Here is a 25,215-nt window from a genome sequence, read left to right on the forward strand (position 1 = left end):
CTGGCGTCAAGGATTCATTAAATAGCGTTTACCCGCTGTCTTCTGCGCATTTTCTGGCCTGATTGCACGTCTCAAACGGCTATCCGTACGAGCGTTCAGAACGCGTATTACAATGCTGGTCAGACCGCGCACCCAAGTGAGCCACGATGAAAAACGTTCCGCACACCGTCACCGATGCCGCCATCGCGACCATCCGCGAACGGATCGAAGCGGGTGTCTATCCGGTGGGCAGTTTGCTGCCGGCGCAGCGTCAGCTCTCGGAGGAATTGGCAATCAGCCGCGCCTCACTGCGCGAGGCGCTCTCCACGCTCGAGGCGCTCGGCCTGCTGATGATTCGCCCCGGTAAGGGCGTGTATGTGGAACGCTCGCAGGCCGCGGCCGCGCAACCGTGGCGCTTCGCGGAGCAGTCGTCGCTGCCGGATACCTACCAGATGCGTTTCGCACTGGAAGGCTTTATCGCGCGCATGGCGGCGCTGGCCGTCAGCGATTCCGACCTCGCCTGGTTCGAAGACAACATCGCGGCCATGCAGACGGCGCTCGCCTGCGACGAACTCGACGAAGCCGCCCGCCTCGACTACGACTTCCATATGCGCATCGTGAGCATTGCCGGCAACGCAGCGATCGAGTCGATTCTGAGCAGTGCCGCGGACATCATGAAGGAAAGCCAGCGGATGCCGTTTTATCGGCGCGAACTGGTGCTGTCCACGTACACCGAACATCGGGCGATTCTCGATGCGCTTAAGGCGCGGGATTCTGCGGCGGCCGGCAAGGCGATCGAAACGCACATCTCGAACGCCGCGCAGCGCGCCGGCGTTTATTTCCCGATTCCGCAGGCGTAAAAAAGCCGCTCCGAAGAGCGGCTTTTTTTGCCGTTGCCCCGCCACCGACCCAATACCAGCAGCAGAAGCACACGAAGCTAGAACAAGCTTACTTCGCGTTAGCCAGTGCCACAGCCGTGTCCAGCATGCGGTTCGAGAAGCCCCACTCGTTGTCGTACCAGCTCGACACCTTCACCAGACGGCCCGACACCTTGGTCAGCGTTGCGTCGAACGTCGACGAAGCCGGGTTGTGGTTGAAGTCGATCGAGACCAGCGGTGCGTCGTTGTAGCCGAGGATGCCCTTCAGCGAGCCTTCCGACGCTTCCTTCATGATCGCGTTGACTTCTTCGACCGTCGTGTCGCGTGCAGCGATGAACGACAGGTCGACGACCGACACGTTGATCGTCGGGACGCGAATCGCGTAGCCGTCCAGCTTGCCGTTCAGTTCCGGCAGCACGAGACCCACAGCCGATGCAGCACCGGTCTTGGTCGGGATCTGGCTGTGCGTGGCCGAGCGCGCGCGGCGCAGGTCTTCGTGGTACACGTCCGTCAGAACCTGGTCGTTCGTGTATGCGTGGATCGTGGTCATCAGACCGTTCACCAGGCCGATCTTGTCGTTCAGCGGCTTGACGAGCGGTGCCAGGCAGTTGGTCGTGCACGATGCGTTCGAGATCACCGTGTCCGATGCCTTCAGCACGTTGTGGTTCACGCCGTAGACGATCGTTGCGTCGACGTCCTTACCGCCCGGCGCCGAGATGATGACCTTCTTTGCGCCGCCCTTGATGTGCGCGCTGGCCTTTTCCTTGGTCGTGAAAAAGCCCGTGCACTCCATCACGACGTCGACGTTCAGCTCGCCCCACGGCAGTTCTGCCGGGTTGCGGTTAGCCAGCACGCGAATCTTGTCGCCGTTGACGACCAGGTAGTCGCCGTCCACCGACACTTCGCCCGGGAACTTGCCGTGCGCCGTGTCGTACTGCGTCAGGTGAGCGTTGGTCTTGGCATCGCCAAGATCGTTGATGGCGACGATTTCGATATCGTGCTTCTTGCCGTTTTCATAGAAGGCGCGCAGCGTGTTGCGGCCGATCCGGCCGTAGCCGTTGATTGCGACGCGAATCGTCATGATCTATCTCCTGATGGCTGAAAAAAAATCTTCCATGTTCGTCTGCCCTTGCGGCGCAACCGCGCGTGGGGTGCACGCGGCTGCGCTTACCGAAGGTCAGCCGAGTGCGGCTTTGGCCGTCTCTACCACGTGCTCGACGGTGAAGCCGAAATGCTTGAACAGCACGCCAGCCGGGGCCGATTCGCCGAACGTGTCGATGCCGACCACGCCGCCTTCCAGACCCACGTACTTGCGCCAGAAATCCGTCACGCCCGCTTCGATCGCAACGCGGCGCACGCCCTTCGGCAGCACGCGTTCACGGTACTCGGCGTCCTGCTTGTCGAACACGGTGGTCGACGGCATCGACACGACGCGTGCCGCGATGCCTTCGCGAGCCAGCGGCTCAACTGCGTTCAACGCCAGTTCGATTTCCGACCCGGTGGCGATCAGGATGACCTTGCGCGCGACGATCTCGTCGTTCCAGTCGCGCAGCACGTAACCGCCCTTTTCGATGTTGGCGATCTGCGCGTCAGTACGCTCCGAGAACGGCAGGTTCTGACGGCTGAAGATCAGGCACGACGGGCCATGATGCTCGACCGCGTGGGTCCAGGCCACCGCCGTTTCGACCGTATCGGCCGGGCGCCACACTTGCAGATTCGGGATCAGACGCAGGCTTGCGACGTGTTCGATCGACTGGTGGGTCGGACCGTCTTCGCCCAGACCGATCGAGTCGTGCGTGAACACGAAGATCGACGGCGACTTCATCAGTGCGGCGACGCGCAGTGCGTTGCGGCTGTAGTCCGAGAACGTCAGGAACGTGCCGCCGAAGGCCTTGAAGCCGCCATGCAGCGCGATGCCGTTGATCGCGGCGCTCATGCCGAATTCGCGCACGCCGTAGTTCACGTAGTTGCCGGCAGCGTGGCCTTCGGCGTTCACACGCACCGGCTTGGCGGCCTTCCAGTTGGTCAGGTTCGAGCCGGTCAGGTCAGCGGAACCGCCGAGCAGTTCCGGCAGTGCAGCCGACAACCCTTCGATAGCCTGTTGCGATGCCTTACGCGTCGCGATGGTTTCCTTGCGTTCGTTCGCGCCGGCGATGATCGCCTTGGCCTTTTCCTTCCAGTCCGCGGGCAATTGCTTCGCGTCGCGGCGCTTGAATTCAGCGGCTTCCTGCGGGTATTTGGCTGCGTATGCTGCAAACGCCTTGTCCCACTCGGATTCGTTGCGTGCGCCGGCTTCCGTTGCGTCCCACGCTGCGTAGACTTCCTGCGGGATCACGAACGGCTCCCACTTCCAGCCGATCGCTTCGCGCGTGGCCGCGATTTCCTTGTCGCCGAGCGGTGAGCCATGCGAATCGTGGCTGCCCGACTTGGTCGGCGCGCCTTCGCCGATCACGGTCTTGCAGCAGATCAGCGTCGGCTTGTCCGACAGTTTGGCCTGCTTGATTGCCGCATCCACCGCGTCGACGTCATGGCCGACCACGTTCGGGATCACGTTCCAGCCGTACGCTTCGAAGCGCTTCGGCGTGTCGTCGTGGAACCAGTGCACCACTTCGCCGTCGATCGAGATGCCGTTGTCGTCGTAGAACGCGATCAGCTTGTTCAGCTTCAGCACACCAGCGAGCGAGCAGGCTTCGTGCGAGATGCCTTCCATCAGGCAGCCGTCGCCGACGAACACGTACGTGTGGTGGTCGACGATCGTCGCGTCAGCCTTGTTGAATTCGGTGGCAAGCAGCGATTCGGCGAGCGCCATGCCGACTGCGTTGGCCAGACCCTGGCCGAGCGGGCCGGTGGTCGTTTCGACGCCCGGCGTGATGCCGTATTCCGGGTGACCCGGCGTCTTTGAATGCATTTGACGGAAGTTTTTCAACTCTTCCATCGGCAGGTCGTAGCCGGTCAGATGCAGGAGCGAGTACAGCAGCATCGAGCCGTGGCCGTTCGACAGCACGAAGCGGTCGCGATCGGCCCATTGCGGGTTCTTCGGGTTGTGACGCAGATGGCGCGACCACAAAGCCACGCCGATTTCGGCCATGCCCATCGGCATGCCGGGGTGGCCGGAGTTCGCTTTTTGAACGGCGTCCATGGACAACGCGCGGATTGCGTTGGCCATCAGGGAAGTGTGTGCGGGAGACGGGGTCGTCATGTCGAGTCCGGAGACAGAGTCAGAAGGCGGTGCGCGCTTGAGGCCCGGATGCTCGAATGCCAGTCCACTTCGGCGCACGGTGCGGCGCCAGGAGACGCGAAACGGGCAGAGCAAACGGACAAGGCTGAAAGCGTGACATTCTAACAGAACGTTGACCGGCCCCCCTCGCGCAAAGCCGCCTGGCGGCCTGGTTTCAGGCTGGTTCCGCACGCGGGCCGGGCCCGCGCCACGCCTGCGCCTTTACAATTGAGCGACACCAACCCACCGCGCTCCCAACAGAGCCTGCCATCCGTGAGCGCTCCCCTGCTGTTCCACCCTACCGCCGACGCCGTCTACGGATTTCCGAACGCGCGGCGGCTTGCGCGCGTCGATTCGCCCTACCAGCGGATCGAAGTGTGGGACACGCCGCAGCTCGGCCGGCTGTTTACGCTCGACGGCCGCCCGATGACCTCCACCGGCGACGAATTCATCTACCACGAATGCATGGTGCATCCGGCCGCGCTGGCGCATCCATCGCCGAAGGCAGCGCTGGTGCTCGGTGGCGGCGATGGTGGCGCTGCGCGGCAATTGCTGAAGCACCGGGGCATCGAGCGGATCGTCGTGGCGGAGCTCGATGCCGACGTCGTGCGCCTGACCCGCGAGTACCTGCCAGAAGTGCACGGTGGCGCTTTCGATGATCCGCGGGTCGAACTCGTAATCGGCGATGCCGCGGATTTCGTCGCCGGGGCCGCCACAACCACAACGCCGTTTGATCTCGTCGTCTTCGACCTGACACCGCCGGACTCACCCGCCTCAGGCCTCTACACGCCCGACTTCTACATGCAGCTCAAGCGCGTCATGAGCCCGACCGCCGCACTCTCGCTGCATCTCGGTTCTCCCTATTTCCACACGGAACGCGTCGCCGGCCTGCTCAACGATTTACGCGACAGCTTCGCCATCGTGCGCACAATGAGCACCTTCATCCCGCTCTACGGCTCGCTCTGGATGATGGCGACCGCCAGCGACACACTCGACCCCGCCGGCCTCACCGCCGAAGCACTCACCGAGCGCCTTGCCGCACGTCAAATCAGCTCCTTGAAACACTACGACCCAGCCCTCTATGCCGGACTGCTCTCGGCATCCCGGTCCGTGCGCGATAAACTAAGTCAATTCTTAAAGCCATCAAGCTAACGCGTGGGCAGAATGCACGGTCGGTTGGCGCGCGCCATCGGTGTATCGATGCGCGACCGCCCGCCTGGCCTCGCAGCATGCACCCCGCAACCCCAAAAGATCCGGAGAACCCCATGACCGCCTCCCGCCCAGCCGGTGTGCCCTGGTTGACCCCCTATCTGACGGTGCGCGACGCACGTGCCGCCACGGCATTCTTCGAAGCGGCGTTCGGCTTTGAGGTACGTGACAGCGTCCAGGACGATGGTGTCGTCATGCATGTCGAGATGACCTATCAAGGCCAGCTGATCGTGATGTTCGCGCCGGAAGGCGCGTTCGGCTCGGCGGCGAAAACACCCAAAAGCGCGGGCGCGATCGCGCCGCAATCGTTCTATGTCTATGTCGACGATGTCGACGCGGTTTACACGCGGGCGCTGGCCGCCGGCGCAAAATCGCTGAGCGAGCCACAGGATCAATTCTGGGGCGACCGGTTTGCCCAGGTCGAAGATCTGGACGGCTACCGTTGGGCGCTCGCTCGCCACCTTTCCTGAACTAATGAGTATTTTTCTGATGCCTCGCTTCTTCGTCGGTACGCCCCTCAAGCCCGACGACATCATGCCGTTGCCCGATGACGTCACGCGCCACATCCTCGTGCTGCGTTTGCAGCCGGGCGACTCGATCGTGCTTTTCAATGGCGAAGGCGGCGAATACAGCGCCGAACTCGTCGAGGTCGAACGCCGCTCAGCCAAGGTCAGAATTCACGAATTCCGCAATATCGAAGTGGAAGCGCCGTATCACCTCACCCTCGCGCAGGGCATCGCCGGCGGCGACAAGATGGACTGGCTCATCGAGAAGGCCGTCGAACTCGGGGCATCGTGTTTCGTGCCGCTGACCACCACGCGCAGCGTGGTGCGTCTTTCCGGCGAGCGCGCGCAGCGGCGCCACGTTCATTGGCAAGGCATCGTGCGCGCGTCGTGCGAACAATGCGGGCGCAATCGCCTGCCGGAAGTGATGCCGGTGCGTGAGATCGCCACGTGGCTCGGTGCGCTGCCTCGCACGCCTGAAGAAGGCGAAATGCGCATTCTGCTGTCGCCGCGCGCCAGCATCAGCTTTTCGGCACTGCCCGCTAATCCGCCGTTCGGGCGCGTAACCGTGCTGGTCGGCCCCGAAGGCGGTTTTTCGGCGGCGGAAGAAGCCGCTGCGACTGATCACGGATTTACCGCGGTCGGCCTCGGTCCGCGCGTGTTGCGCACGGAGACCGCCGGCATCGCAGTGCTCTCGGCATTGGCAGCCCGCTGGGGTGCCTGGTAAGCCGCAAGCAAAAACAAAAGCAAAGGCCCGCCAATTGGCGGGCCTTTCTCTTTCTTTTACAACGGTAGGCGGTGCTCAGGCCTACCTTACTTACGCAAACGAATAAAACACCCGGAACGCAACCTTGCGCTCGGCCCAGAACTCGGACGCTTCGCGGAACACGTCCAGTAGCGTCTCGCGCCCTTCCTTGTCGAACTTTTGCGCGACCGGCAACTGCTCAAGCACGATCACGAACCCGGGCTGCGCGCCTGCCTTATGGACCAGATCGGTCAGGCAATCGTAGAGCGCGTCGTAATTCTTGCCGAAATGCTTCGGAAACAGGAACGACGTAGCAATGGTCTCCAGCACTTCCTGTTTGGACTGTGCATTCGCGCAGTACGCGTACAGAAAGTGCTGGCCGAGCTGGTTGGCCTCGTCAGCGAGATCCTGCACGCGAAAGGCGCGGATCGACTGTACGATGTTCGGTCGTACGGTCTTGAAAAGACTCATGGGCTCCTCGTTCGATGAGAGCACAGTGCTGGCTTCGCTCTGGTTATCCCGGCCCTGGTCGCCGGCGCGCATTCGCATGACGCGCTGGAACAAATTGCCGTCGCCGGCCGCGAAAAGATCCGTCGCGACTCCGGAGTCGTGCGCGTAGACGTTGTCGCTCATGCCGTTCATCCCGATGTCATTCAACAATACGATTAAAACTGGTGTAATGGTCGTCCGAGTAATAGCAGTTGTCGGTCCGCTGTAGCGGACCTCCGCAGACGATGCGACGCGCCCCGCGGTTTCGTGAACGAGGCGTGGGAACGGTGTATTCGTGGTAAAAGCCGCGCCGATGCGGCGGTAGCAACCGTTCGCGATTGCCGAATACGATGCCGTCCTTCTCATACGGGTAAGGCCCGCCCGCGGCAATCAAGTTCAATGTATTGACCGCTTCGCGCGGCAACTGCGCCGCCGCGATAGTGCCCTGCACCTGAGCTTGTGTATCGGCAGATGCCGTGTAGTCGCGCGCAAACGCGCCAGGCACGGAGCCCGATACAGCGCAGAGCGTCAAAGCACCGATCAGCACGCCTTTAATGCGCAGCCACTTGCGTGCCATGAATCAAGGTTCCCCGCTGTTAGATCACGAGTTTGACGACCATGAAAGTCGTAAGGGTATCGCTAAAACCCCACAGAATCAACGTTCGCCGGACAGGCAAAAGCTCCCAATCGCGCGGGAAAGAGCCACGGAACGGGCTTTGACGACTTTTGACAGAATATTTAGCTTGTGCAGGCTAAAATTAACCCGACGAAGCAAATGAAGGCAGGCCCAAGCCCACTGGGCGCCCATTGCGCAGCCCATTCCCTCTAATGAAAGCCTTGGGGATCCGCAGTCTCTGGAAGGCGGGAATGGTCTCATTCGGCCTTTTTAGGGTGGCTATCCCCTGTTCACCCGCAGGCGTGCCCATTGCGGGCACGCCTTTTTTTTGCATGGCGCCCAAATCAGGCGGCGCCACGCTTCAGTCCCGGATCAAGGATCAGCGGGCTGCGATCACGTCGGCAACCAGCAGCGCCGTCATGTTGACGATGCGGCGAACCGTGGCCGAAGCCGTCAGCACGTGCACCGGCTTGGCGGCGCCGAGCAGCATCGGACCAATCGCGATGTTGTTGCCCGCGGCGGTCTTCAGCAGGTTGTACGAGATGTTGGCCGCGTCGATGTTCGGCAGCACCAGCAGGTTCGCATCGCCTTCGAGCGTCGAGTCGGGCAGCACTTCGCGGCGCAGATTCGCGTCGAGTGCGAGGTCGCCGTGCATTTCGCCGTCCACTTGCAGGTCGGGTGCGCGCTCGCGCAGGATCGCCAGCGTGTCGCGCATTTTCTGCGCGGTCGGCGCATTGCTCGAACCGAAGTTCGAATGCGACACCAGCGCGATCTTCGGTTCGATACCGAAGCGGCGCACTTCCTCGGCGGCCATGATCGTGATCTCTGCCAGTTGTTCCGGCGTCGGATCGACGTTCACGTGCGTGTCGACGAGGAAAATCTGGCGGTTCGGCAACACCAGCGCATTCATCGCCGCATAGACCTTCGCGCCTTGCTTCTTGCCAATGACCTGATCGATGAAGTGCAGGTGACGATGCGTGGTGGACACCGTGCCGCAGATCATGCCGTCCGCCTCGCCCTTCTCCACCATCATCGCGCCGATCAGCGTGGTGCGGCGGCGCATTTCGAGCTTCGCCATCTGCTCGGTGATGCCCTTGCGGGACATCATCTTGTGATATTCCTGCCAGAAATCGCGGTAACGCTCGTCGTGGTCGGTGTTCACGACCGAGTAGTCCTGACCCGCGATCAGACGCAGACCGTAACGCGCGATGCGCTGTTCGATCACCGCCGGACGGCCGATCAGGATCGGCTTCGCGAGCTTTTCGTCGACGATGATCTGCATCGCGCGCAGAACGCGCTCTTCTTCGCCTTCCGCGAACACAATGCGCTTCTTCTCCGGCTCGACGCCACGCGCCAGTTGGAAAATCGGCTTCATGGTCGTGCCGCTGTGATACACGAACTGCTGCAGATGCTGTTCGTACGCGTCCATGTCTTCGATCGGACGCTCGGCGACGCCCGAATCCATCGCGGCCTTCGCCACCGCCGGCGCGACCTTGACGATCAGGCGCGGGTCGAACGGCTTCGGAATCAGGTATTCCGGACCAAACGAAAGATCCTGGATGCCGTACGCCGTCGCGACGATATCGCTCTGCTCCTGGCGAGCCAGTTCGGCGATCGCATTGACCGCGGCGATCTCCATTTCACGCGTCACCGTCGTGGCGCCCGCATCCAGTGCGCCGCGGAACAGGAACGGGAACACCAGCACGTTGTTCACCTGGTTCGGGTAGTCCGTGCGGCCCGTGCAGAGCACCGCGTCCGGACGCACTTCGAGCGCCAGTTCCGGCAGGATTTCCGGGGTCGGGTTGGCCAGCGCCAGAATCAGCGGCTTGTCGGCCATCTGCTTGACCATGTCCTGCTTCAGTACGCCGCCGGCCGAGAGGCCAAGGAAAATATCCGCGCCGCCGATCGCCTCAGCGAGCGTGCGAGCGTCGGTTTCGCGTGCGAAGCGTTCCTTGTCCGGGTCCATCAGTTCGACGCGGCCCTTGTAGACCACGCCGGCCAGGTCGGTGACGGTAATGTTTTCGAGCGGCAGGCCGATGTCGACCAGCAGATCCAGACAGGCCAGCGCCGCCGCGCCCGCGCCGGACGCCACCAGTTTGACCTTCTTGATGTCCTTGCCGACCACCTTCAAGCCGTTGGTGATGGCCGCCGCGACGACGATGGCCGTACCATGCTGGTCATCGTGGAAGACCGGAATCTTCATGCGCTTGCGGCATTCGCGCTCGACGATGAAGCAGTCCGGCGCCTTGATGTCTTCGAGGTTGATACCACCGAAGGTCGGCTCCAGCGCGGCGATCACCTCGACCAGCTTGTGCGGATCGGACTCGTTCAGCTCGATATCGAACACGTCGATGCCGGCGAACTTCTTGAACAGGACGGCCTTGCCTTCCATGACCGGCTTCGAGGCGAGCGGCCCGATGTTGCCAAGACCCAGCACCGCGGTGCCGTTCGTGACGACGCCGACCAGGTTGCTGCGCGCGGTGAAACGGGCGGCGTTCAGCGGGTTTTCGACGATTTCCTCACACGCGAACGCGACGCCCGGCGAGTATGCCAACGCGAGGTCGCGCTGGTTGATCATCTGCTTGGTGGGGGCGATCGCGATCTTCCCGGGGGTCGGGAACTCGTGATAATCGAGAGCGGCTTCGCGGAGTTTGCTATTGACGGGAGTCGACATAAGGCGGGCTTCGAAGGGCGGATTAGAATAGATGTTCGACGGCATTGTAGCCCCAATTGCCGGCTCGATTCCTTCAATACGGGTACAACTGCCGCGACTGAAATATAGCGAAAGGCAGACATGGCACACGTTGGGCCAACCACTCGTTGAATCGGAGTTGAGCGCGAATAGAGTGTTTACCCGCGGGCATCTCCGTACAATGCGCGCCGTTAGCGACTTTTCGTTGCACTTATCCGCTTACCCACTACCCCATGCTCTCTGAGTTTTCGCTGATCGATCGCTTCTTCGCCCGCCGCGCAGCCGCTGCGCCGTCCCGTGCTGCTGAAGGCGAACTCGGCATCGGTGACGACTGCGCCCTGCTCGCGCCGCGCCCCGGCGAAATGCTGGCGATATCGACGGACATGCTGGTGGAAGGCCGCCACTTTTTTCCTGACGTCGATCCTGAGGCGCTCGGTCACAAGGCGCTCGCGGTGAACCTGTCGGACCTGGCCGCCATGGGCGCAAAGCCGCAGGCGTTCACCCTGGCGTTCTCGTTGCGCAAAGCCGACGAGGCATGGCTTGCCGCCTTCAGCAACGGCCTCTTCGCGCTGGCTGAGCGCTACGGTTGCGATCTGATCGGCGGCGACACCACCGGCGGCCCGTTGAATCTGTGCATCACCGTGTTCGGCAGCGTGCCACCGCAAGTTGCACTGCGCCGCGACGCCGCGCAACCGGGCGACGATATCTGGATCTCAGGCACGCTCGGCGACGCCCGTGCCGGGCTGGGCGTGCAGCGCGGCGAGTGGTCTGCCGATGCCGGCGACACTGCGGCGTTTCGTCGCGCCCTCGAACGTCCCGAGCCGCGCATCTTCCTCGGTCTCGCGCTGCGGGGGATCGCGCATGCTGCGCTCGATCTCTCGGACGGGCTCGCCGGTGATCTGATGCACATCCTGGAACGCTCGGAGATGCAGGCCACGGTCGACGTCGACGCCGTGCCGCGTTCGACCGCGCTACGCCGCCTCTCGCCCGAGATCCAGCAACGTTGCACGCTAGCCGGCGGCGACGATTACGAACTGTGCTTCACCGCCCCGGCCGCAGCGCGCGCCAAGGTCGAAGCAGCCGGCCGCGAGGTCGCCGTACCGGTCACCCGCATCGGTACAATAAGCGCTCTTCAAACGGCGGCCGACCGCCCGGCGATCGGCTGGCGCGATGCCGCCGGCGCGCCGCTCACTCTGACGTTGCAAGGCTTCGACCATTTCCATGCAGACTGATCCCCCGCTGGGCCCCGCCGACGATCTGATCGGCCATCCGCAGCCCAACGCGTCCGGCCCGCGCGCGCCGCGTCCTCAGCCGCGCCGCGCCACCGCGCGTTTCATGCTGTCGCATCCGCTGCACATTCTGTCGCTGGGCTTTGGCAGCGGCTTGTCGCCGGTTGCGCCGGGCACCGTCGGCACCCTGTTCGCATGGGCCTCGTTCGCCGTCCTGAGCCGTTATCTGACCGTGGTCGAATGGGGCGTTCTGATCGTCGCCGGCTTTTTCGGCGGCATTGCGATCTGCGGCTTTACCGCTAAGAAGCTGGGCACCGACGATCCGTCGCCGGTCGTCTGGGACGAAATCATCGCGTTCTGGCTGGTGCTGCTAATGGTCACGCCGGTCACGCTAACCGGGCAACTCTGGGCGTTCATCGTGTTCCGCTTCTTTGACATGGTGAAACCGCCGCCCATTGGTTATTTCGATCGCCGACTGAAAGGTGGTTTTGGCATCATGTTCGACGACCTGGTCGCCGCGTTCTTCACGTTGCTCGTGATTGCGCTCTGGCGCATGTCGGTTTAACCGTTGCCCGCCGGTCACCGGCTGCCGACAGCCTCCCGCAGCAGTTCCCCGTTTTCCGGATTGACGCCATGCCTACCGATTCCGTGGTTCACCAGCTTGCGATTCGCGTGAGCAACCGCCTGCGCGACGAGCGCCTGATGCTCGTCACCGCCGAATCCTGCACAGGCGGCATGGTGGCGACTGCGATCACCGATATTTCCGGCAGCAGCGGCTGGTTCGAGCGCGGCTTCGTCACGTATTCGAATCAGGCGAAGTCCGAGATGATCGGCGTGCCGGCCGACCTGATCGAAAAGCACGGCGCGGTCAGCGAACAGGTGGCGCGCGCGATGGCGGAGGGCGCGCTGCGCAACAGTCGCGCGCAGGTGTCGGTGTCGATTACCGGCGTCGCCGGCCCGGGCGGTGGAACGGAAACCAAGCCGGTCGGCATGGTGTCGTTCGGCTGGAGCAATCGGCTGCATACGTCCGTCGAAACCAAAGTCTTCAAGGGCGACCGCGAGAAGATCCGCGTGCAGGCCGCCGCGCACGCGTTACGCGGTGTGCTGGCCCTGCTCGACGAGCGCGAACATTAACGTCTGGTTCAAAATCTGAGGCCCCGTCACGATGCCCAATATTTCGACTTCGCACGCAGCCAAAGACGAGTTGATCCGCCGCTTCGATCTGAAGCCGCATCCGGAAGGCGGATTTTTCAGCGAAACGTATCGGTCCGTGGATTCCGTGCGCCGCGATGACGGTTCAACGCAGACGCGCTCGGCGTCCACCGCGATTTACTACCTGCTTTGCGACGGCGCGCATTCGGCGTGGCATCGGATCAAGTCCGACGAGGTCTGGCATTTTTATGCCGGCGAGCCTTTGAATGTCCACGTGCTCAACGAAGCGGGCAGGTTGATTACGCACACGTTGGGCAACGCGCTGACGCATCCGGATGCCGTGTTTCAGGCAGTGGTGCCCGCGGGTTTGTGGTTTGCCGCGGAATGCGCGGACCCGGCGACGTTCGCGCTGGTGGGTTGCACGGTCGCGCCGGGGTTTGAGTTCAGCGAGTTCGAACTGGCGGATGTCGAAGCGCTAAAAGCGCGGCATCCGCAGCATGCGGTGTTTATCGAGCGGCTGGGGCCGGTTACCTGACCGGCCTCACCCTCAATTACCGGAACGCATTGATCCGGTCACGCGTTTCCATCGCGGCCTTAGCCGCGGCTTCGGCGAAATCGTCATCCTTACCGGCGTAGATAATCGCCCGCGACGAGTTGATCAACATGCCCGTGCCGTTCGCCGTCCGGCCGGCGTTGACCGTCGCCTGAACATCGCCGCCTTGCGCGCCGATGCCCGGAATCAGTAGCGGCATATCGCCGACGATCCCACGCACCACTTCGATTTCCTTCGGGAAAGTCGCACCGACCACGAGCGCCAGCTGGCCGCTCGCATTCCACTTGTCCGCCGCCAGTTGCGCAACGACCTGATACAGCGGACGCCCGCCCGTCTCCAGAAACTGCAGGTCTGAGCCGCCCGCGTTCGAGGTCCGGCACAACACGATCACGCCCTTGCCCTCGTGCTCCAGATACGGCTGGATCGAATCGAAACCCATATACGGATTCACCGTCACCGCATCCGCCTGATAGCGCTCGAAGGCCTCGCGCGCGTACTGCTCGGCGGTGCTGCCGATATCGCCGCGCTTCGCGTCCAGAATCACCGGCAGGCCCGGGTGGTTCGCATGAATGTGTGCGATCAGCTGCTCGAGTTGGTCTTCCGCGCGATGAGCGGCGAAGTAGGCGATCTGCGGCTTGAACGACGACGCATAAGGCGCGGTCGCATCGACGATGGTGCGGCAGAAGTCGAAAATCGCTTCGGGACGGCCCGCGAGCGCGCCCGGGAATTTGCTGGGCTCGGGATCGAGGCCGACGCACAGCAGCGAGTTCGTGCGCTGCCAGGCGTCGTTGAGTGTCTGGATGAAATTGGACATGGTGAGTCTCGCGGCGAGCCGATAACGGAAGTGGCGCGTATTTTACCTGTCCTGCGCGACAAGCCGCAGCCACGCGCCATGCCGGTTCCGGCTGGGGCGTGACGACGGGTACGCCGTACCGCTGCGCCCTGCTCGCGCCCTACTGTCGCCGGCGCGAACCGCGTGCGCCCGGCATCGAGCGCAAACCCGTGCGTTCGACGGTAAAGCGGAACGTACGCGTGAGCCGTTCGCCGCGCGCGAGCATCGTCATCCCGTTTTCGCATGCGCCGCCCGCCAGATTCATCGCGTTGATCGGATGGTCGACCGGCTCGAAGCAGAAGAAGTCTTCGCGCGGCGGTGTGTACAGCACGTAGTAGTCGGTGTCGGCGGCGATATTCAGCGACAGCCGCCGCTTCGGCCACACCACCGCCGCCTGCCCGCTCCAGCCCGTGAACGCGTGATTGACGATGGTCTCCGGCAACGGATATGCCACGCCGAATTGCCATGCGGGCGGCGCCGGCACGTGACGCACCGGCAGCCAGTCGTCGCCGGAAAGCCACAGGCCGCCTGCCGCCGCCGATAGTTCGGTGTCCGCGTCACGCACAAAAAATGGATGCACGCCCAGCCCGAAAGGCAACGCCTCGCGGCCGGCATTCTCGATGTCCAGCGTGATGACGAGCGTGGGACCGTCCAGCGTATAGGTTTGCGTCGCGCGGAATGCGTACGGTTTGCCGTCGTGGCGATCGAGCGTCAGACGCACGTTTTCGCGATCCGACTCCGCAACCTGCCAAGCGGAGAGCCAACCGTCGCCATGAATTGGCAAGGCTTCGTCGGCACGATTTTGCGGCACCTCGACACGCCGCCCCGCCACATTGAAATGACCGCCGCCTATGCGATTTGAATACGGCAGCAACGGATAGCAGGCCAGCTGATTCGGCTGGGTATCCGAAGCGACGTGACGGCAGCGCCGGAAAATCGGCGTGAGCGCGCCGTCGTTACGCCAGTCGAAACGGGTGACGCCGCCGCCGAGCGTCGGCGCGACATCGAGGCGCAAATGCGCATTGGCGAGCGTAATGCACGCGAGCTCGCCGCCGCTCGTCTCACCGACCGCAACCGCAGAAGTACTTGGACCCGGAAGCACCGGATTGGCCGCCGCGTTGAGTCGCGCGCGCCGGCTCTGAGAAGAGGCGGAAACAGGATTCGCAACAGTCATATCTGGCTCCATCGAGAGGCGTAGGACGTTGCCGTCATTGCTGACGGATGCTGTTGGGCGATTTTTTTTGCACAGGTCGCCTCAGGGTCCGAACTGCATGCTGCCGATCTACTGCCGATTTGCTGGCACTTGGTTTGCGACATCAACAACTGGTTCAGTTCCAAAATCACTGCTCGACTGCACTCTGCCTTGCAACTGAGGCTGCGTCATTCTGCGCTATGTAGGCGCGCCCTGGAACACCGGTTCCGGCAAACCTTGTCGTCCGGGTGTTGCGATGAACACGCCGCCCGCATGAGAATCGCCCGCTAGCGCGGCGGCATCGAGATCGATACGCGCACTCGTGATGTACAGGGTGTCCAGTTGTACAGGCCCTGAAGGAAGTCCTCTTGAGGGGCCGCCAAACGCGACGCAACTCGGCTGCGCGGTCGGTACGTCGACACGCTCGGTTTCCACGCCATCGGGGCCATACCGCACCACTCGCCTGCCGCCCCACTGTGCGTTCCACACGCCACCATCACTGTCGACGGTCGAGCCGTCGGGCTCGCCGGTCGCGTCCGTCAATGTCGTAAAGACGCGGTCGTTGGCAACGCTGCCGTCCGCGCGGTAGTCGCAAACGCGAATTTCACGTGTCGGCGAATCGCCGTAGTACATCGTCGCGCCGTCGGGACTGAACGCGATGCTGTTCGAGATCGCCGGTGCGGGCAACGGCAAACGCTCCAGCGACAAATCGTGATTCAGACGATAAAACCCGCCGATTGCCTGCAACGGCGAACCCTCGTCTTTCGTGCCGAATACGAAACGACCCTGACGATCGCAGCGGCCGTCGTTCACGCGCGTGTTCAAGCCCGGTTCGACGTCGACGATACGCCGCGTCTCGCCGGTTGTCAGATCGAAGAACGCGAGATGCGTCGCCAATCCGAGCAACAGGTAGCGCGGATCGGCGCACAACGCAAAACTCCCGAGACGCTCGGGCATGCGCCAGAACGTGCTCCCGCCGTCGCGCGGATCATAGCGCCACAGCCGCGCGCCTTCGATGTCGTTCCAGTAGAAACGGCCGGTTCGCGTGCACCACGTCGCGCCTTCGCCGAGCGTGCATTTCGTGTCCAGCAGCAGCGCCGCGCTATGTGTGGGCAAATCCGCACCCGCACTCACGCCCAGCCTCCGTCGACGACGATGTCCTGCGCGGTCATCATCCTGCTGTCATCGGCCGCGAGGAACAACGCCATGCGGGCGAGGTCGGCCGGCTCCAGTTCAGCATCGATACACTGACCCTCCTTGATCGAGCGACGGCCCGCATCGTCGAGCCACAAACGTTTCTGCTTTTCCGTCATCACCCAGCCCGGCACCAGCGTATTGACGCGAATATTGAAGTGACCGAGGTCGCGCGCGAGCCCGCGCGTCAGACCCTGCACTGCCGATTTCGACATCACGTACACCGGATAGCCGCCGTTCTTCAGCATCCAGCTGATCGAACCCAGGTTGATGATCGAACCCGCGTTCGCGGCTTTCATGTCCTCCATCACCGCTTGCGCCGCGAAGAACTGGTGACGGATATTCACCGCGATCCCCGCGTCGAAAAACTCGCGCGTCACGTCGCCAATCGCGTGGCGTTTGTCGTTCGCGGCGTTGTTCACCAGCACCTGAATCGGACCGAGTGCGGCCTTCACATCGGCGATCGCTTTTTGCAGCGCGTCGATGTCGGTCAGATCGCAAGGCAGGAACAGCGGCTTGTGTTTCGAATCGCCCAGTTCGTCGGCGAGCGCTTCACCTGCGGTCGCGTCGATATCGAAGAACGCGACGCGCGCACCCTGCGCCGCAAAATGCTCGACGAACGATGCGCCGATACCGGTCGCGCCGCCCGTGATCAACACCGTTCGGTCGACGAGACTCGGATAGCGGGCAAACGCGTTGTCCGCGAGGCGGTCGTTTGCATTGGCCGGAGACGACATCGTTCGATTCCTTTTTAGAGCAAGGTGGGTGAGCCGCGGGTTTATTTCCGGGTTCAATCCCGGGTTAGTCCCGTGAGCCGCGGTTCTTCAACTGGTCGAGCAGCACAGCGGCGAGCAGGATCGCGCCACGCACGAGGTACTGATAGAACGCGTCGATGTTCATCAGGTTCATCACGTTCTCAACCGTACCCATGATCAGCACGCCGATCACGACACCGGAGATCGTTGCACGACCGCCGAGCAGCGACACGCCGCCCAGCACGCACGCTGAAATCACGTTCAGCTCGAAGCCTTCCGCCGCGTTCGGCTGGCCCGACGTAATCCGCGAAGCCAGAATCACACCGGCCAGCGCGGTGACGGCGCCCTGAATCAGGAAGATATAAACGCGCGTGCGTTCGACATTGATACCGGCAAGACGCGAGGCTTCCGGATTACCGCCGATTGCCAGCGTGTTACGGCCGTACACAGTCTGATTGAGCATCACACCGAACACGATGAAGCACAGCAGCGTGACCCAGATCGGCAGCGACACGCCGAAGAAGCTCAAACCGCCTAGCGCGATAAACGTATCCGACGACACGCCCACGGCTTGACCGTGCGACACGATAAAGCCGAGACCGCGAACGATTTCCATCGTAGCGAGCGTCGTGATCAGCGCGTTGATGCGCAGATAGGCGATCACGGCGCCGTTGACGAAGCCGATCACCGCACCCGCCGCCACCGCCGCAATGATTGCGATGAACGTATTACCGGTCGCATTCAGCACCATCGCGCACAGCACACCGGCGAACGCGACCGTCGACCCCACCGACAAGTCGAAATCGCGCGAGGCCAGACAGAACATCATCGTGCACGCGACCATGCCGATCTGCGAAATCGACAGGGCGAGACCGAGCATGTTCTCGATCGAGAAGAAGTGGTCGACCGTCAGCGACATCGTGATGAACATCACGATGAAGATCAGGATCAGGCTGTACTCGGTGATCTGCTGCCACCATTTCGCCTTGTCGTTGCCTTGCGGAATCAGCGCTTCGGCCGCACTTTTTGCGGCTTGTTGCGCGAGGTTTTCTCTGGCTTGCATGTTGAAGACTCCTCCCGTTCCCCACGGGTTGCCGGACTTTCGTCCAAATAATGTTCAGGCCGCTTGCTCGGTGGCTGCGGTTCCGGGCAGCGCTGTCGAGCTTTGCGGCAAGGCGAGGCCCAACACGGATTGTTCCGTTGCGTCCTTACGCGCCAGCTCGCCGGAAATCCGGCCCTGGCGCATCACGACGATCCGGTCGGACACGCCGAGCACTTCCGGCAATTCCGACGAAATCATCACGATCGCGCAGCCGCGTTCGGCGAGCTGATAAATCACGTTATAGATCTCATGCTTCGCGCCGACGTCGATCCCGCGCGTCGGCTCGTCAAGAATCACGACCTTCAGATCGGGCTCGGCCAGCCAGCGCGACAGAATCGCCTTCTGCTGGTTGCCGCCCGACAGAAAGCGGATCTTCTGACGACGGCTCGGCGTCTTGATCTTCAGCAGCTTGATAAAACGGTCGGCGGTTTCCGCCTCTTTCTTGCGATCGAGGAACATCCCGGCGCGCAGATAGTGACGGCGGCAACTGATATTGATGTTCTCCGACACGGTCGCCATCGCAACGATGCCCTCTTCCTTGCGGTCTTCCGGGCACAGCACGATGCCGTGTTTGATCGCCTCACCGGCGCTGCGCACCTTGATCGGCTTGCCGTCGAGCACGATTTCGCCGGCCTTCTTGTGATCCGCGCCGTACACCAGATGCATCAGTTCGCTGCGCCCGGCGCCCACCAGACCGAAGAAGCCGACGATCTCGCCACGCCGCACTTCGAAGCTGGCCGGCTGTGCGAGCGCATGACCTTCGATCGCTTTGGCAGCGAAGCGCACTTCGCCGAGCGGCCGTGACGAGTAGTTGTAAATGTCGGCGATTTCACGTCCGACCATTTCGCTGACAATGGTGTCGCGCTTCACGCCTTCGAGCGTCGGATGCGAAGCAATCTTGCGGCCGTCGCGGAAAATCGTGCAGGCATCGCACAGCTCGTAGATCTCGTCCATGCGGTGCGAGATGTAGATCATCGCGCGGTTGTCGGCACGCAGATCGCGCACCAGTTTGAACAGCACTTCTGTCTCGCGATGCGACAGCGAGCTGGTGGGTTCATCCAGTGCGATCACGCGTGCGTTGCGCAGCAGCGCCTTGCAGATTTCGACCATCTGCCGTTGCGCGATCGAGAGCTTGCGCAGCTTCGCGTTCGGATCCAGCGCCACGCCCATCGCTTCGAGGCGTTCGCGCACGAAGCGTTTGGCTTCACGCTTGTTGACCCAGCCGAGCGAGTTCGGCAACTGGCCCAGCAGCAGGTTTTCCGCGACCGTCAGATCGGGCACGTATTGCAGTTCCTGGTGAATCACCGCGATCCCCGCCGCGATCGACGACGCCGCGCTCGTGAAGCGCACCTCATTGCCGTCGATCATCACGCGGCCCGAATCGGGCTGGTATTCACCACCGAGAATCTTCAGCAGGGTCGATTTCCCTGCGCCGTTTTCGCCCATCAGGCCGTGCACCTGGCCGACGTTGACGTCGAAGGACACACCGTCGAGCGCGCGCACGCCTGGAAAGACTTTGCCGATATTGTCAAAACGTAGCGTCGCTGACACTTCGCCTCCTATGTCGACCGGTGTTAGCGCTTCAGCGCTTACTCCGGTCCCATGCAATTAATTGCTGCTTCGTGTGAACCGTGCGTGTTTTGCGAGGCAGTCACGCCAGCGGCAAACACGGTCTGTCTCAACTGCTGATCTTGTATTGCTGTTGCCGGCGCGCCCAATCCTTGGAGAAACGACGCACCGGCAGTTCACTTCATTTAACTACGCTTTCAGCCGATTAATTTGCCGCGAGGCCCATCTTCTGGCGCACATCGGCAACGTTGTCACGCGTAGCCAGCATGCCGGTCGTCAGCGTGAGCATCGGCGGTTCCTTGCCTTGCGTGATCCAGTCGTACATCAGCGTCGAGGTTTCTTCGCCGTGACGCTTCGGGCTGATGATGACCGTGCCGTAGAAGCCCGTCGGAGTCGGCTTCTTGAACTCGTTCAATGCCGAGTCCGAACCGCCGATGCCGATACCGATCATGTTGTCCGCCTTGAAGCCGCGGCCTTCCGCTGCGCGCACCGCGCCGAGCACGCCTTCGTCGTTCAGCGCGTAAGCCACCCAGTGCTTGAAGTTCGGGTTCTTCGTCAGCGCGATGTTGGCGGCGTTGAACGCGTTTTCCGTGTCGGTCTTCGCTTGCGGCGCGGCGATGATGTTCGCCTTCGGGAAGCCGGCGGCGACCAGCGCGTCGGTTGCGCCGCTCGTGCGGTCATGCGCGGTCGGCAGCTGTTCGTAGGTGACGTCGATTGCGCCGACGTCCTTCATGTCCCAGCCGCGCTTCTTGATTTCCGCGGCCAGGCCGTCGCCCACCTGCTTGCCGATGTTGTACGCCGAGATGCCCATATGCGGCACCGATGCGATCGGCTTGCCCGCGCCGTCGACGAGACGGTCGTCGACCGTCATCATCTTCAGGCCGTCGGCCTTCGCCTTGGCGACGATGCCCGGCCCGAGCTTGACGTCAGGCGTGCAGATCACAAAGCCTTGTGCCTTCTGCGCCGACAGGTTGTCGATAGCGCTCATCACCTTCTCGCCCGACGGCGCGCCGATCTTCACCAGCGTGAAACCCTTCTCCTTGGCGGCAATTTCGGCGAACTTCCATTCGTCCTGGAACCACGGTTCTTCCGGCTGCTTCACGAGGAAGCCGATCTTGACCGGGTCCGCTGCTTGCGCCACCGGTGCGTTGAAGAGCACACCCGTCGCCGCTGCTGCCAGCGTGAGGAAAATTCTTCGTTTCATAATGCGTGTCTCCTGACTAATTGATAACGAGAAGGTATCGGCCGCGTCTTCTTGTACCGGGTGTGACACACGCGGCCAGCGCGTCGTCCGGTGAAACCTTGCTGCTTTGTTCTTGCTGCCCGTTTGCTTCTTGTTGCGTTTCCCGCTTCCTGTTGCGTGCTGCCCCGCTACGTTCAGTCGTGATACACCGCCGAGCGGCCGCCATCCACGGTGATGCAGGTGGCGTTGATAAACGGCGCCTCATCCGAGGCGAGAAACACCGCCGTCATCGCTACTTCTTCCGGGCGGCCGATGCGCTTCATCGGTTGCAGAGCGAGCGTCGCCTGTTTCGCGGCAGCCGGATCGGCTTGTTCGTTCCACCAGTCGTGCGTCAATTGCGTTTCGATGTAGCCCGGCGCGATCGCGTTGACCCGCACATTACGCGGCGCGTATTCGATGCCGAGCGCGCGCGTCAATCCGATCACGCCATGCTTCGCCACCGGATACGGAAAACATCCCGGAATGATCTTGAATGCATGCGTCGACGCGATATTCACGATGCTGCCCGAGCCTCGTTCGACCATGCCCGGCAACACCGCGCGACACCCGTTCCAGACGCCGTCGAGATCGACCGCGAAGCAACGGCGCCAGTCGTCATCCGTCATGGTCAGCGGATCACAGAACACGTTGATGCCGGCGTTGTTGACCAGTACGTCGACCGCGCCGAACGCCTGCTCGGCCTCGCTCACCGCATGCTGAACCGAGGCCGATTGCGTCACATCCGTCTGCACCGCCAACACGCGTGCGCCGGTTTGCGCCTTGATCTGTTGCGCCGTCTGCTGCGCGGTTTCGATATCGAGTTCGGCCAGCACGACCGCCGCGCCCTCACGCGCAAACGCAAACGCGATCGCCGCACCGATGCCGCGGCCGGCGCCGGTGATCAACGTGACTTTGTCGGCGAGCCGCTTCATTTCTTCGCGCCTGCACGGGCGATGCGCAACCCGTTGATGAACGCCTTTGCGTGCGAGGCCGTCACCGCCGCGCTCTGTCCCGGCTTGTACAGCGCCGAGCCGAGGCCGAAGCCATTCGCGCCAACGCTAAGGAACGGACCCATGTTGTCCGGCGTGATCCCACCAACCGGCACCAGCGGCACTTCCGCCGCGATCACCGCGCGCCACGCCTTCACGACCTGGCAGCCGAGTTGTTCGGCGGGGAACATCTTCAACACATCCGCGCCGTTTTTCAGCGCGATGAAGGCTTCGTTCGGTGTCGCCACACCCGGCGCGCAGGCCATGCCTTGCGCTTTCGCGGCGCCGACGACCTCCGGGTCGCTATGCGGCATCACGATCAGCTCGCCGCCGGCCGACTTCACGTCGTTGACGAAACTCGGATGCAGCACCGTGCCAGCACCGACGATCGCATCGGCCGGCAACACCTTGCGGATTGCCGCGATGCTGTCGAACGGCTGCGGCGAATTCAACGGCACTTCGACGATGCGAAAGCCGGCTTCGTACAGCGCCTGAGCGTGCTCGGCGGCATCGGCGGGCGTCACGCCGCGCATGATCGCGATCAGCGGACAGACCTCGAACGCCGCGATCAACCCCGCGTGCGGCATGTACGGGGCGGGCAGATTGATGTGAGGTTGCATGTCGATTCCTTGTTTCGTGAGCGGCGGCGCTGCCGGTTAGCCGGCGTGCGCCGCTTGCGGCGTAGGCTTGACGAGCCCCGCCTGGGTGGCGACGCGCCACAAGCCGCGCTCGGTGGCGTGCTTCACCAGCTCCGCGTGCGTGCAACCGAATTGCACCAGTGCTACGCGATAGCGCTCGCACAGCGCTTCATTGCCAATCAGACGCAGATGCTGCCCGGCGAGCGAGTTTTGCTGTTGCGACAGCGCGGCTTCGAGACCGGCCAGTTCGTGCCCGATCAGCAAACCCGACAGATAGTCCGGCTGCTGTTCGCGCGAAAGTTGGCCGGTGAGCCCGAGCGTGCGGGAGCTGAATACGGTGGCCAGCATGCCCGCCTGACCTTTGTCGCGCGCGATGTTCACGCCATGCAGAAACGATGCGGTATCCGGACGATCCGGCGTGACCATCGTGCGGCCGAGAATGGTGTGCTCGCGCAAAGCCGCGAACACTTCACCGGTCATGAAGGTATGAAAACGTTCGATGCGACCCGCTTGCACGACAGCCCATTTCGCGTGCGTGCCAGGCAAACCGATCAGTGCGCGCTTACCGCTGTCCACTGCACCCGTGTCCTGCCCCAACGCGCCGAAAATCTGGGTTTCTTCGCCGCGCATGACGTTAGGCAACTCGCCGCGCTGCAGGACGCCCGGCACGATGTGCAGCGTCACGCCGCACGCGGCTTTCACGCGGACGATGCCGGCCACCAGCGCATCCGCATTCGCCGGCGCATCGACATACGGTGCTTCGAGCCAGCCTTGCGCGCTGCCGACCATACCGGCTGCGATCACCGACACGGCGGGCGCCTGTTCGAGCCAGGCGCCGCACGCGTCCTCGAAGGCGGCGTCGAAGCCACCTTGCTCGGCGCTACGCGGCAAATTCATGATGCCGGCCGTCGATGCCCGCGTCGCCAGCACCTCGCCGGCCGCGTCGTACAGATACGCGCGCAGCGACGTCGTGCCCCAGTCGAGCGCAATGAGCGCTGCGTCCTGGAGGGTAGTGTCGGCGACAGCGGCGGCGCGCACCGGATTGGCCGCTTGCGTGTGAGAACCCGCTCGCTTCATCGTTTGATCCTGCGGGTTGCCGGTTGCGGGGCACGCCAGCCGAGTTCTTCCGAGATCGCGCGCGCTTCGCGCTGCACGACCGGAATCAGTTCATCCATGCGTTCAAGCGACATATACGGAATCGTGCTCGCCACCGACAGCGCCGCCACGACTGCGCCCGATGCATCGCGCACCGGCGCTGCAACGCAACGGATCGACGCTTCGTTTTCTTCGAGGTCGAAGGTGTAGCCGCCGGCGGCGTAGTTGGTCATGCGCTGCATGAAGGTCTGCGCATCGGGGCGGTTATCCGGCTTGAAACTGACGCCCGCGAGCGCACGCCGCGATGCTTCGAAGAGCGACTGCCAGACGTCCGGCGTGAGGTCGAGCATCATCGCTTTGCCGATCCCCGTCGACGCCAGCGGCATCCGGTGACCGACGCGCGAGCGCATTTCGAGGCCACGGGTGCCGGGGATCTTGTCGATGTACAGCACGTCGTCGCCATCGCGCACGCCGAGGTGGATCGTGTCGAGCGTTTGCTCGGCGAGCGATTCGAGATGCTGGCGGGCGACGGTCGTGAGCGGCATCTGTTCGAGTGCGATGGTGCCGAGTTCGATCAACTTCGGGCCGAGCAGATAGCCGCCCTGCACTTGCCGCAGATAGCGCGCCTGCACAAGGCTGCTCACCAGCCGATGCGTGGTGCTGCGGGTCGTGCCGAGCGCGGCGCCGAAGGTGCGCAGATCGCGCACGCCGGCGGCGGCGGCTTCCAGAATCGCGAGGCCGCGCAGTAGTGTTTGCGTGCCGGCCTGTTGCGGCGTGATGTCGAGCAACGTGCTCGGCAAGGCGATTTCGTCGACCACGGGCGGATGCTGGACGCTGGCGCGTGACACCTTCGCAGCGTTGGCAGCCTGCCGCGGCGCGGCGCTGGAAGCGTGATCGGCCTGCGGCGCCAGATCGGCGTCAGATTCGCTTACGGCGTGATTGGGCATCGCTTTGTTCATGGCGATTCGCTTTCAGGTAGTTTTTTGCGCTTACAGCGCGGGGCCGGAGAGGGGGCCAGTTTTGCTCGCGGCGCGTGTGTTGCTACTGGCGCGGGCGTGCGGTTGCTGCCTTTGGGGCTTTGGCATGGTGTTTGGCTTGTCTCCGGTTTTTTTTCTTGCTGTCGCTGGTCGTGGCTTTTTGAGCTCACGGTGCGTGTTGGTGTGGATTGTAGGGCGGTTTTTTGGAAATCTCCAATATGTGAATGTTTGATTCATATAATGGGATTTGGTCCTGCCGGGGGCTTGTGCTGTGGGTTTGCCTGCGGCGGTGGGGTTTTCTTAAGCTTGTTGTCTGCTTGGCGCTTTTTGTCTGTGTTCTTAGGGCTTTGGCCTTTCCTTGTTCTGGCTTTGGTGCCTTTCCTTGAAT

25 protein-coding genes are annotated in these 25,215 nt (G+C 62.9%); 8 read left to right on the forward strand and 17 right to left on the reverse strand.

Features of this window, described 5'->3' with window-relative positions; all coding sequences use genetic code 11:
* Positions 1 to 146: 146 nt before the first annotated feature.
* Positions 147 to 839, forward strand: coding sequence for a FadR/GntR family transcriptional regulator (locus M0D66_RS36390; RefSeq protein ID WP_093635431.1), 693 nt, complete (start codon positions 147 to 149; stop codon positions 837 to 839).
* An 88-nt stretch (positions 840 to 927) separates the two neighbouring features.
* Here M0D66_RS36390 and gap read toward each other — a convergent pair whose 3' ends face one another.
* Complete coding sequence (gene gap / locus M0D66_RS36395; RefSeq protein WP_063497349.1) at positions 928 to 1,938, reverse strand: type I glyceraldehyde-3-phosphate dehydrogenase; 1,011 nt, start codon at positions 1,936 to 1,938, stop codon at positions 928 to 930.
* Between the two features lie 96 nt (positions 1,939 to 2,034).
* Positions 2,035 to 4,056 (reverse strand): transketolase, encoded by a 2,022-nt coding sequence (tkt, locus tag M0D66_RS36400; RefSeq protein ID WP_266212786.1) that lies wholly within the window; start codon positions 4,054 to 4,056, stop codon positions 2,035 to 2,037.
* 291 nt (positions 4,057 to 4,347) lie between these two features.
* Here tkt and speE point away from each other — a divergent pair, with 291 nt between their 5' ends.
* From speE to M0D66_RS36415, 3 genes are all read left to right on the forward strand, one after another.
* The gene (gene speE / locus M0D66_RS36405) at positions 4,348 to 5,226 is read left to right on the forward strand and encodes a polyamine aminopropyltransferase (RefSeq protein ID WP_093635427.1); all 879 of its coding nucleotides are present in this window, start codon (positions 4,348 to 4,350) and stop codon (positions 5,224 to 5,226) included.
* A 113-nt stretch (positions 5,227 to 5,339) separates the two neighbouring features.
* A complete protein-coding gene (locus M0D66_RS36410) occupies positions 5,340 to 5,753 on the forward strand; it encodes a glyoxalase/bleomycin resistance/extradiol dioxygenase family protein (RefSeq protein WP_054034519.1) in 414 nt (137 codons plus the stop codon).
* A 19-nt stretch (positions 5,754 to 5,772) separates the two neighbouring features.
* Positions 5,773 to 6,513 (forward strand): 16S rRNA (uracil(1498)-N(3))-methyltransferase, encoded by a 741-nt coding sequence (locus M0D66_RS36415; RefSeq protein ID WP_093635425.1) that lies wholly within the window; start codon positions 5,773 to 5,775, stop codon positions 6,511 to 6,513.
* A gap of 90 nt (positions 6,514 to 6,603) precedes the next feature.
* On the opposite strand, the gene M0D66_RS36420 is transcribed toward M0D66_RS36415, so the two are convergent.
* The 3 genes from M0D66_RS36420 to M0D66_RS36430 all read right to left on the reverse strand — a co-directional run bounded on the left by M0D66_RS36420 (position 6,604) and on the right by M0D66_RS36430 (position 10,355).
* The gene (locus tag M0D66_RS36420) at positions 6,604 to 7,164 is read right to left on the reverse strand and encodes a barstar family protein (protein ID WP_093635748.1); all 561 of its coding nucleotides are present in this window, start codon (positions 7,162 to 7,164) and stop codon (positions 6,604 to 6,606) included.
* A gap of 16 nt (positions 7,165 to 7,180) precedes the next feature.
* Entirely contained in the window at positions 7,181 to 7,597 is a 417-nt protein-coding gene (locus M0D66_RS36425; protein ID WP_093635423.1) for a ribonuclease, read from the reverse strand.
* 418 nt (positions 7,598 to 8,015) lie between these two features.
* A complete protein-coding gene (locus M0D66_RS36430) occupies positions 8,016 to 10,355 on the reverse strand; it encodes an NADP-dependent malic enzyme (RefSeq protein WP_093635421.1) in 2,340 nt (779 codons plus the stop codon).
* Between the two features lie 206 nt (positions 10,356 to 10,561).
* Here M0D66_RS36430 and thiL point away from each other — a divergent pair, with 206 nt between their 5' ends.
* The 4 genes from thiL to M0D66_RS36450 all read left to right on the forward strand — a co-directional run bounded on the left by thiL (position 10,562) and on the right by M0D66_RS36450 (position 13,244).
* The gene (thiL, locus tag M0D66_RS36435; protein ID WP_266212787.1) at positions 10,562 to 11,560 is read left to right on the forward strand and encodes a thiamine-phosphate kinase; all 999 of its coding nucleotides are present in this window, start codon (positions 10,562 to 10,564) and stop codon (positions 11,558 to 11,560) included.
* Positions 11,550 to 12,122, forward strand: a complete 573-nt coding sequence (locus M0D66_RS36440; RefSeq protein WP_171926716.1) for a phosphatidylglycerophosphatase A — start codon at positions 11,550 to 11,552, stop codon at positions 12,120 to 12,122. The genes thiL and M0D66_RS36440 overlap by 11 nt, the downstream gene beginning before the upstream one ends.
* A 68-nt stretch (positions 12,123 to 12,190) precedes the next feature.
* The gene (locus M0D66_RS36445) at positions 12,191 to 12,691 is read left to right on the forward strand and encodes a CinA family protein (RefSeq protein WP_054034521.1); all 501 of its coding nucleotides are present in this window, start codon (positions 12,191 to 12,193) and stop codon (positions 12,689 to 12,691) included.
* A 31-nt stretch (positions 12,692 to 12,722) separates the two neighbouring features.
* Positions 12,723 to 13,244 (forward strand): cupin domain-containing protein, encoded by a 522-nt coding sequence (locus M0D66_RS36450; protein WP_266212788.1) that lies wholly within the window; start codon positions 12,723 to 12,725, stop codon positions 13,242 to 13,244.
* A 16-nt stretch (positions 13,245 to 13,260) separates the two neighbouring features.
* On the opposite strand, the gene pyrF is transcribed toward M0D66_RS36450, so the two are convergent.
* The 12 genes from pyrF to M0D66_RS36510 form a co-directional block, all read right to left on the reverse strand.
* Positions 13,261 to 14,076, reverse strand: coding sequence for an orotidine-5'-phosphate decarboxylase (pyrF, locus tag M0D66_RS36455; RefSeq protein ID WP_093635415.1), 816 nt, complete (start codon positions 14,074 to 14,076; stop codon positions 13,261 to 13,263).
* Between the two features lie 139 nt (positions 14,077 to 14,215).
* Positions 14,216 to 15,268 (reverse strand): aldose 1-epimerase, encoded by a 1,053-nt coding sequence (locus M0D66_RS36460; protein ID WP_093635413.1) that lies wholly within the window; start codon positions 15,266 to 15,268, stop codon positions 14,216 to 14,218.
* 216 nt (positions 15,269 to 15,484) lie between these two features.
* Entirely contained in the window at positions 15,485 to 16,420 is a 936-nt protein-coding gene (locus M0D66_RS36465) for an SMP-30/gluconolactonase/LRE family protein (protein WP_266212789.1), read from the reverse strand.
* On the reverse strand, positions 16,417 to 17,217 hold the full coding sequence (locus M0D66_RS36470; RefSeq protein ID WP_256455558.1) for an SDR family NAD(P)-dependent oxidoreductase: 801 nt from the start codon (positions 17,215 to 17,217) through the stop codon (positions 16,417 to 16,419). Before M0D66_RS36470 ends, M0D66_RS36465 begins: the two co-directional genes overlap by 4 nt.
* A 64-nt stretch (positions 17,218 to 17,281) precedes the next feature.
* Positions 17,282 to 18,298, reverse strand: a complete 1,017-nt coding sequence (araH, locus tag M0D66_RS36475) for an L-arabinose ABC transporter permease AraH (RefSeq protein WP_054034524.1) — start codon at positions 18,296 to 18,298, stop codon at positions 17,282 to 17,284.
* Between the two features lie 54 nt (positions 18,299 to 18,352).
* Positions 18,353 to 19,888, reverse strand: a complete 1,536-nt coding sequence (araG, locus tag M0D66_RS36480) for an L-arabinose ABC transporter ATP-binding protein AraG (RefSeq protein ID WP_093635405.1) — start codon at positions 19,886 to 19,888, stop codon at positions 18,353 to 18,355.
* A 223-nt stretch (positions 19,889 to 20,111) separates the two neighbouring features.
* Entirely contained in the window at positions 20,112 to 21,110 is a 999-nt protein-coding gene (locus tag M0D66_RS36485) for an arabinose ABC transporter substrate-binding protein (protein ID WP_093635403.1), read from the reverse strand.
* Between the two features lie 173 nt (positions 21,111 to 21,283).
* On the reverse strand, positions 21,284 to 22,060 hold the full coding sequence (locus M0D66_RS36490; RefSeq protein WP_200621374.1) for an SDR family oxidoreductase: 777 nt from the start codon (positions 22,058 to 22,060) through the stop codon (positions 21,284 to 21,286).
* Positions 22,057 to 22,737: a 2-dehydro-3-deoxy-6-phosphogalactonate aldolase gene (locus M0D66_RS36495; protein WP_200621373.1), complete on the reverse strand. Its 681-nt coding sequence runs from the start codon at positions 22,735 to 22,737 to the stop codon at positions 22,057 to 22,059. The genes M0D66_RS36490 and M0D66_RS36495 overlap by 4 nt, the downstream gene beginning before the upstream one ends.
* Positions 22,738 to 22,773: 36 nt before the next feature.
* Complete coding sequence (locus tag M0D66_RS36500) at positions 22,774 to 23,832, reverse strand: 2-dehydro-3-deoxygalactonokinase (RefSeq protein WP_266212790.1); 1,059 nt, start codon at positions 23,830 to 23,832, stop codon at positions 22,774 to 22,776.
* Positions 23,829 to 24,809, reverse strand: coding sequence for an IclR family transcriptional regulator (locus tag M0D66_RS36505; RefSeq protein WP_200565222.1), 981 nt, complete (start codon positions 24,807 to 24,809; stop codon positions 23,829 to 23,831). The genes M0D66_RS36500 and M0D66_RS36505 overlap by 4 nt, the downstream gene beginning before the upstream one ends.
* 184 nt (positions 24,810 to 24,993) lie before the next feature.
* A partial coding sequence (locus tag M0D66_RS36510; protein ID WP_266212791.1) for a hypothetical protein occupies positions 24,994 to 25,215 on the reverse strand: 222 nt, incomplete at its 5' end.

The sequence above is a fragment of the Paraburkholderia sp. SECH2 genome (assembly GCF_030464795.1).
Lineage (GTDB): Bacteria > Pseudomonadota > Gammaproteobacteria > Burkholderiales > Burkholderiaceae > Paraburkholderia > Paraburkholderia aspalathi.

Excerpts from the sequence above, each read along its gene's own strand:
- M0D66_RS36390 (WP_093635431.1), top strand. The coding sequence starts at position 147 with ATGAAAAACGTTCCGCACACCGTCACCGATGCCGCCATCGCGACCATC.
- gap (WP_063497349.1), bottom strand. The coding sequence starts at position 1,938 with ATGACGATTCGCGTCGCAATCAACGGCTACGGCCGGATCGGCCGCAAC.
- tkt (WP_266212786.1), bottom strand. The coding sequence starts at position 4,056 with ATGACGACCCCGTCTCCCGCACACACTTCCCTGATGGCCAACGCAATC.
- M0D66_RS36410 (WP_054034519.1), top strand. The coding sequence starts at position 5,340 with ATGACCGCCTCCCGCCCAGCCGGTGTGCCCTGGTTGACCCCCTATCTG.
- M0D66_RS36415 (WP_093635425.1), top strand. The coding sequence starts at position 5,773 with ATGCCTCGCTTCTTCGTCGGTACGCCCCTCAAGCCCGACGACATCATG.
- M0D66_RS36420 (WP_093635748.1), bottom strand. The coding sequence starts at position 7,164 with ATGAGCGACAACGTCTACGCGCACGACTCCGGAGTCGCGACGGATCTT.
- M0D66_RS36425 (WP_093635423.1), bottom strand. The coding sequence starts at position 7,597 with ATGGCACGCAAGTGGCTGCGCATTAAAGGCGTGCTGATCGGTGCTTTG.
- M0D66_RS36430 (WP_093635421.1), bottom strand. The coding sequence starts at position 10,355 with ATGCCGTCGAACATCTATTCTAATCCGCCCTTCGAAGCCCGCCTTATG.
- thiL (WP_266212787.1), top strand. The coding sequence starts at position 10,562 with ATGCTCTCTGAGTTTTCGCTGATCGATCGCTTCTTCGCCCGCCGCGCA.
- M0D66_RS36440 (WP_171926716.1), top strand. The coding sequence starts at position 11,550 with ATGCAGACTGATCCCCCGCTGGGCCCCGCCGACGATCTGATCGGCCAT.
- M0D66_RS36445 (WP_054034521.1), top strand. The coding sequence starts at position 12,191 with ATGCCTACCGATTCCGTGGTTCACCAGCTTGCGATTCGCGTGAGCAAC.
- M0D66_RS36450 (WP_266212788.1), top strand. The coding sequence starts at position 12,723 with ATGCCCAATATTTCGACTTCGCACGCAGCCAAAGACGAGTTGATCCGC.
- pyrF (WP_093635415.1), bottom strand. The coding sequence starts at position 14,076 with ATGTCCAATTTCATCCAGACACTCAACGACGCCTGGCAGCGCACGAAC.
- M0D66_RS36460 (WP_093635413.1), bottom strand. The coding sequence starts at position 15,268 with ATGACTGTTGCGAATCCTGTTTCCGCCTCTTCTCAGAGCCGGCGCGCG.
- M0D66_RS36470 (WP_256455558.1), bottom strand. The coding sequence starts at position 17,217 with ATGTCGTCTCCGGCCAATGCAAACGACCGCCTCGCGGACAACGCGTTT.
- araH (WP_054034524.1), bottom strand. The coding sequence starts at position 18,298 with ATGCAAGCCAGAGAAAACCTCGCGCAACAAGCCGCAAAAAGTGCGGCC.
- M0D66_RS36485 (WP_093635403.1), bottom strand. The coding sequence starts at position 21,110 with ATGAAACGAAGAATTTTCCTCACGCTGGCAGCAGCGGCGACGGGTGTG.
- M0D66_RS36490 (WP_200621374.1), bottom strand. The coding sequence starts at position 22,060 with ATGAAGCGGCTCGCCGACAAAGTCACGTTGATCACCGGCGCCGGCCGC.
- M0D66_RS36495 (WP_200621373.1), bottom strand. The coding sequence starts at position 22,737 with ATGCAACCTCACATCAATCTGCCCGCCCCGTACATGCCGCACGCGGGG.
- M0D66_RS36500 (WP_266212790.1), bottom strand. The coding sequence starts at position 23,832 with ATGAAGCGAGCGGGTTCTCACACGCAAGCGGCCAATCCGGTGCGCGCC.
- M0D66_RS36505 (WP_200565222.1), bottom strand. The coding sequence starts at position 24,809 with ATGAACAAAGCGATGCCCAATCACGCCGTAAGCGAATCTGACGCCGAT.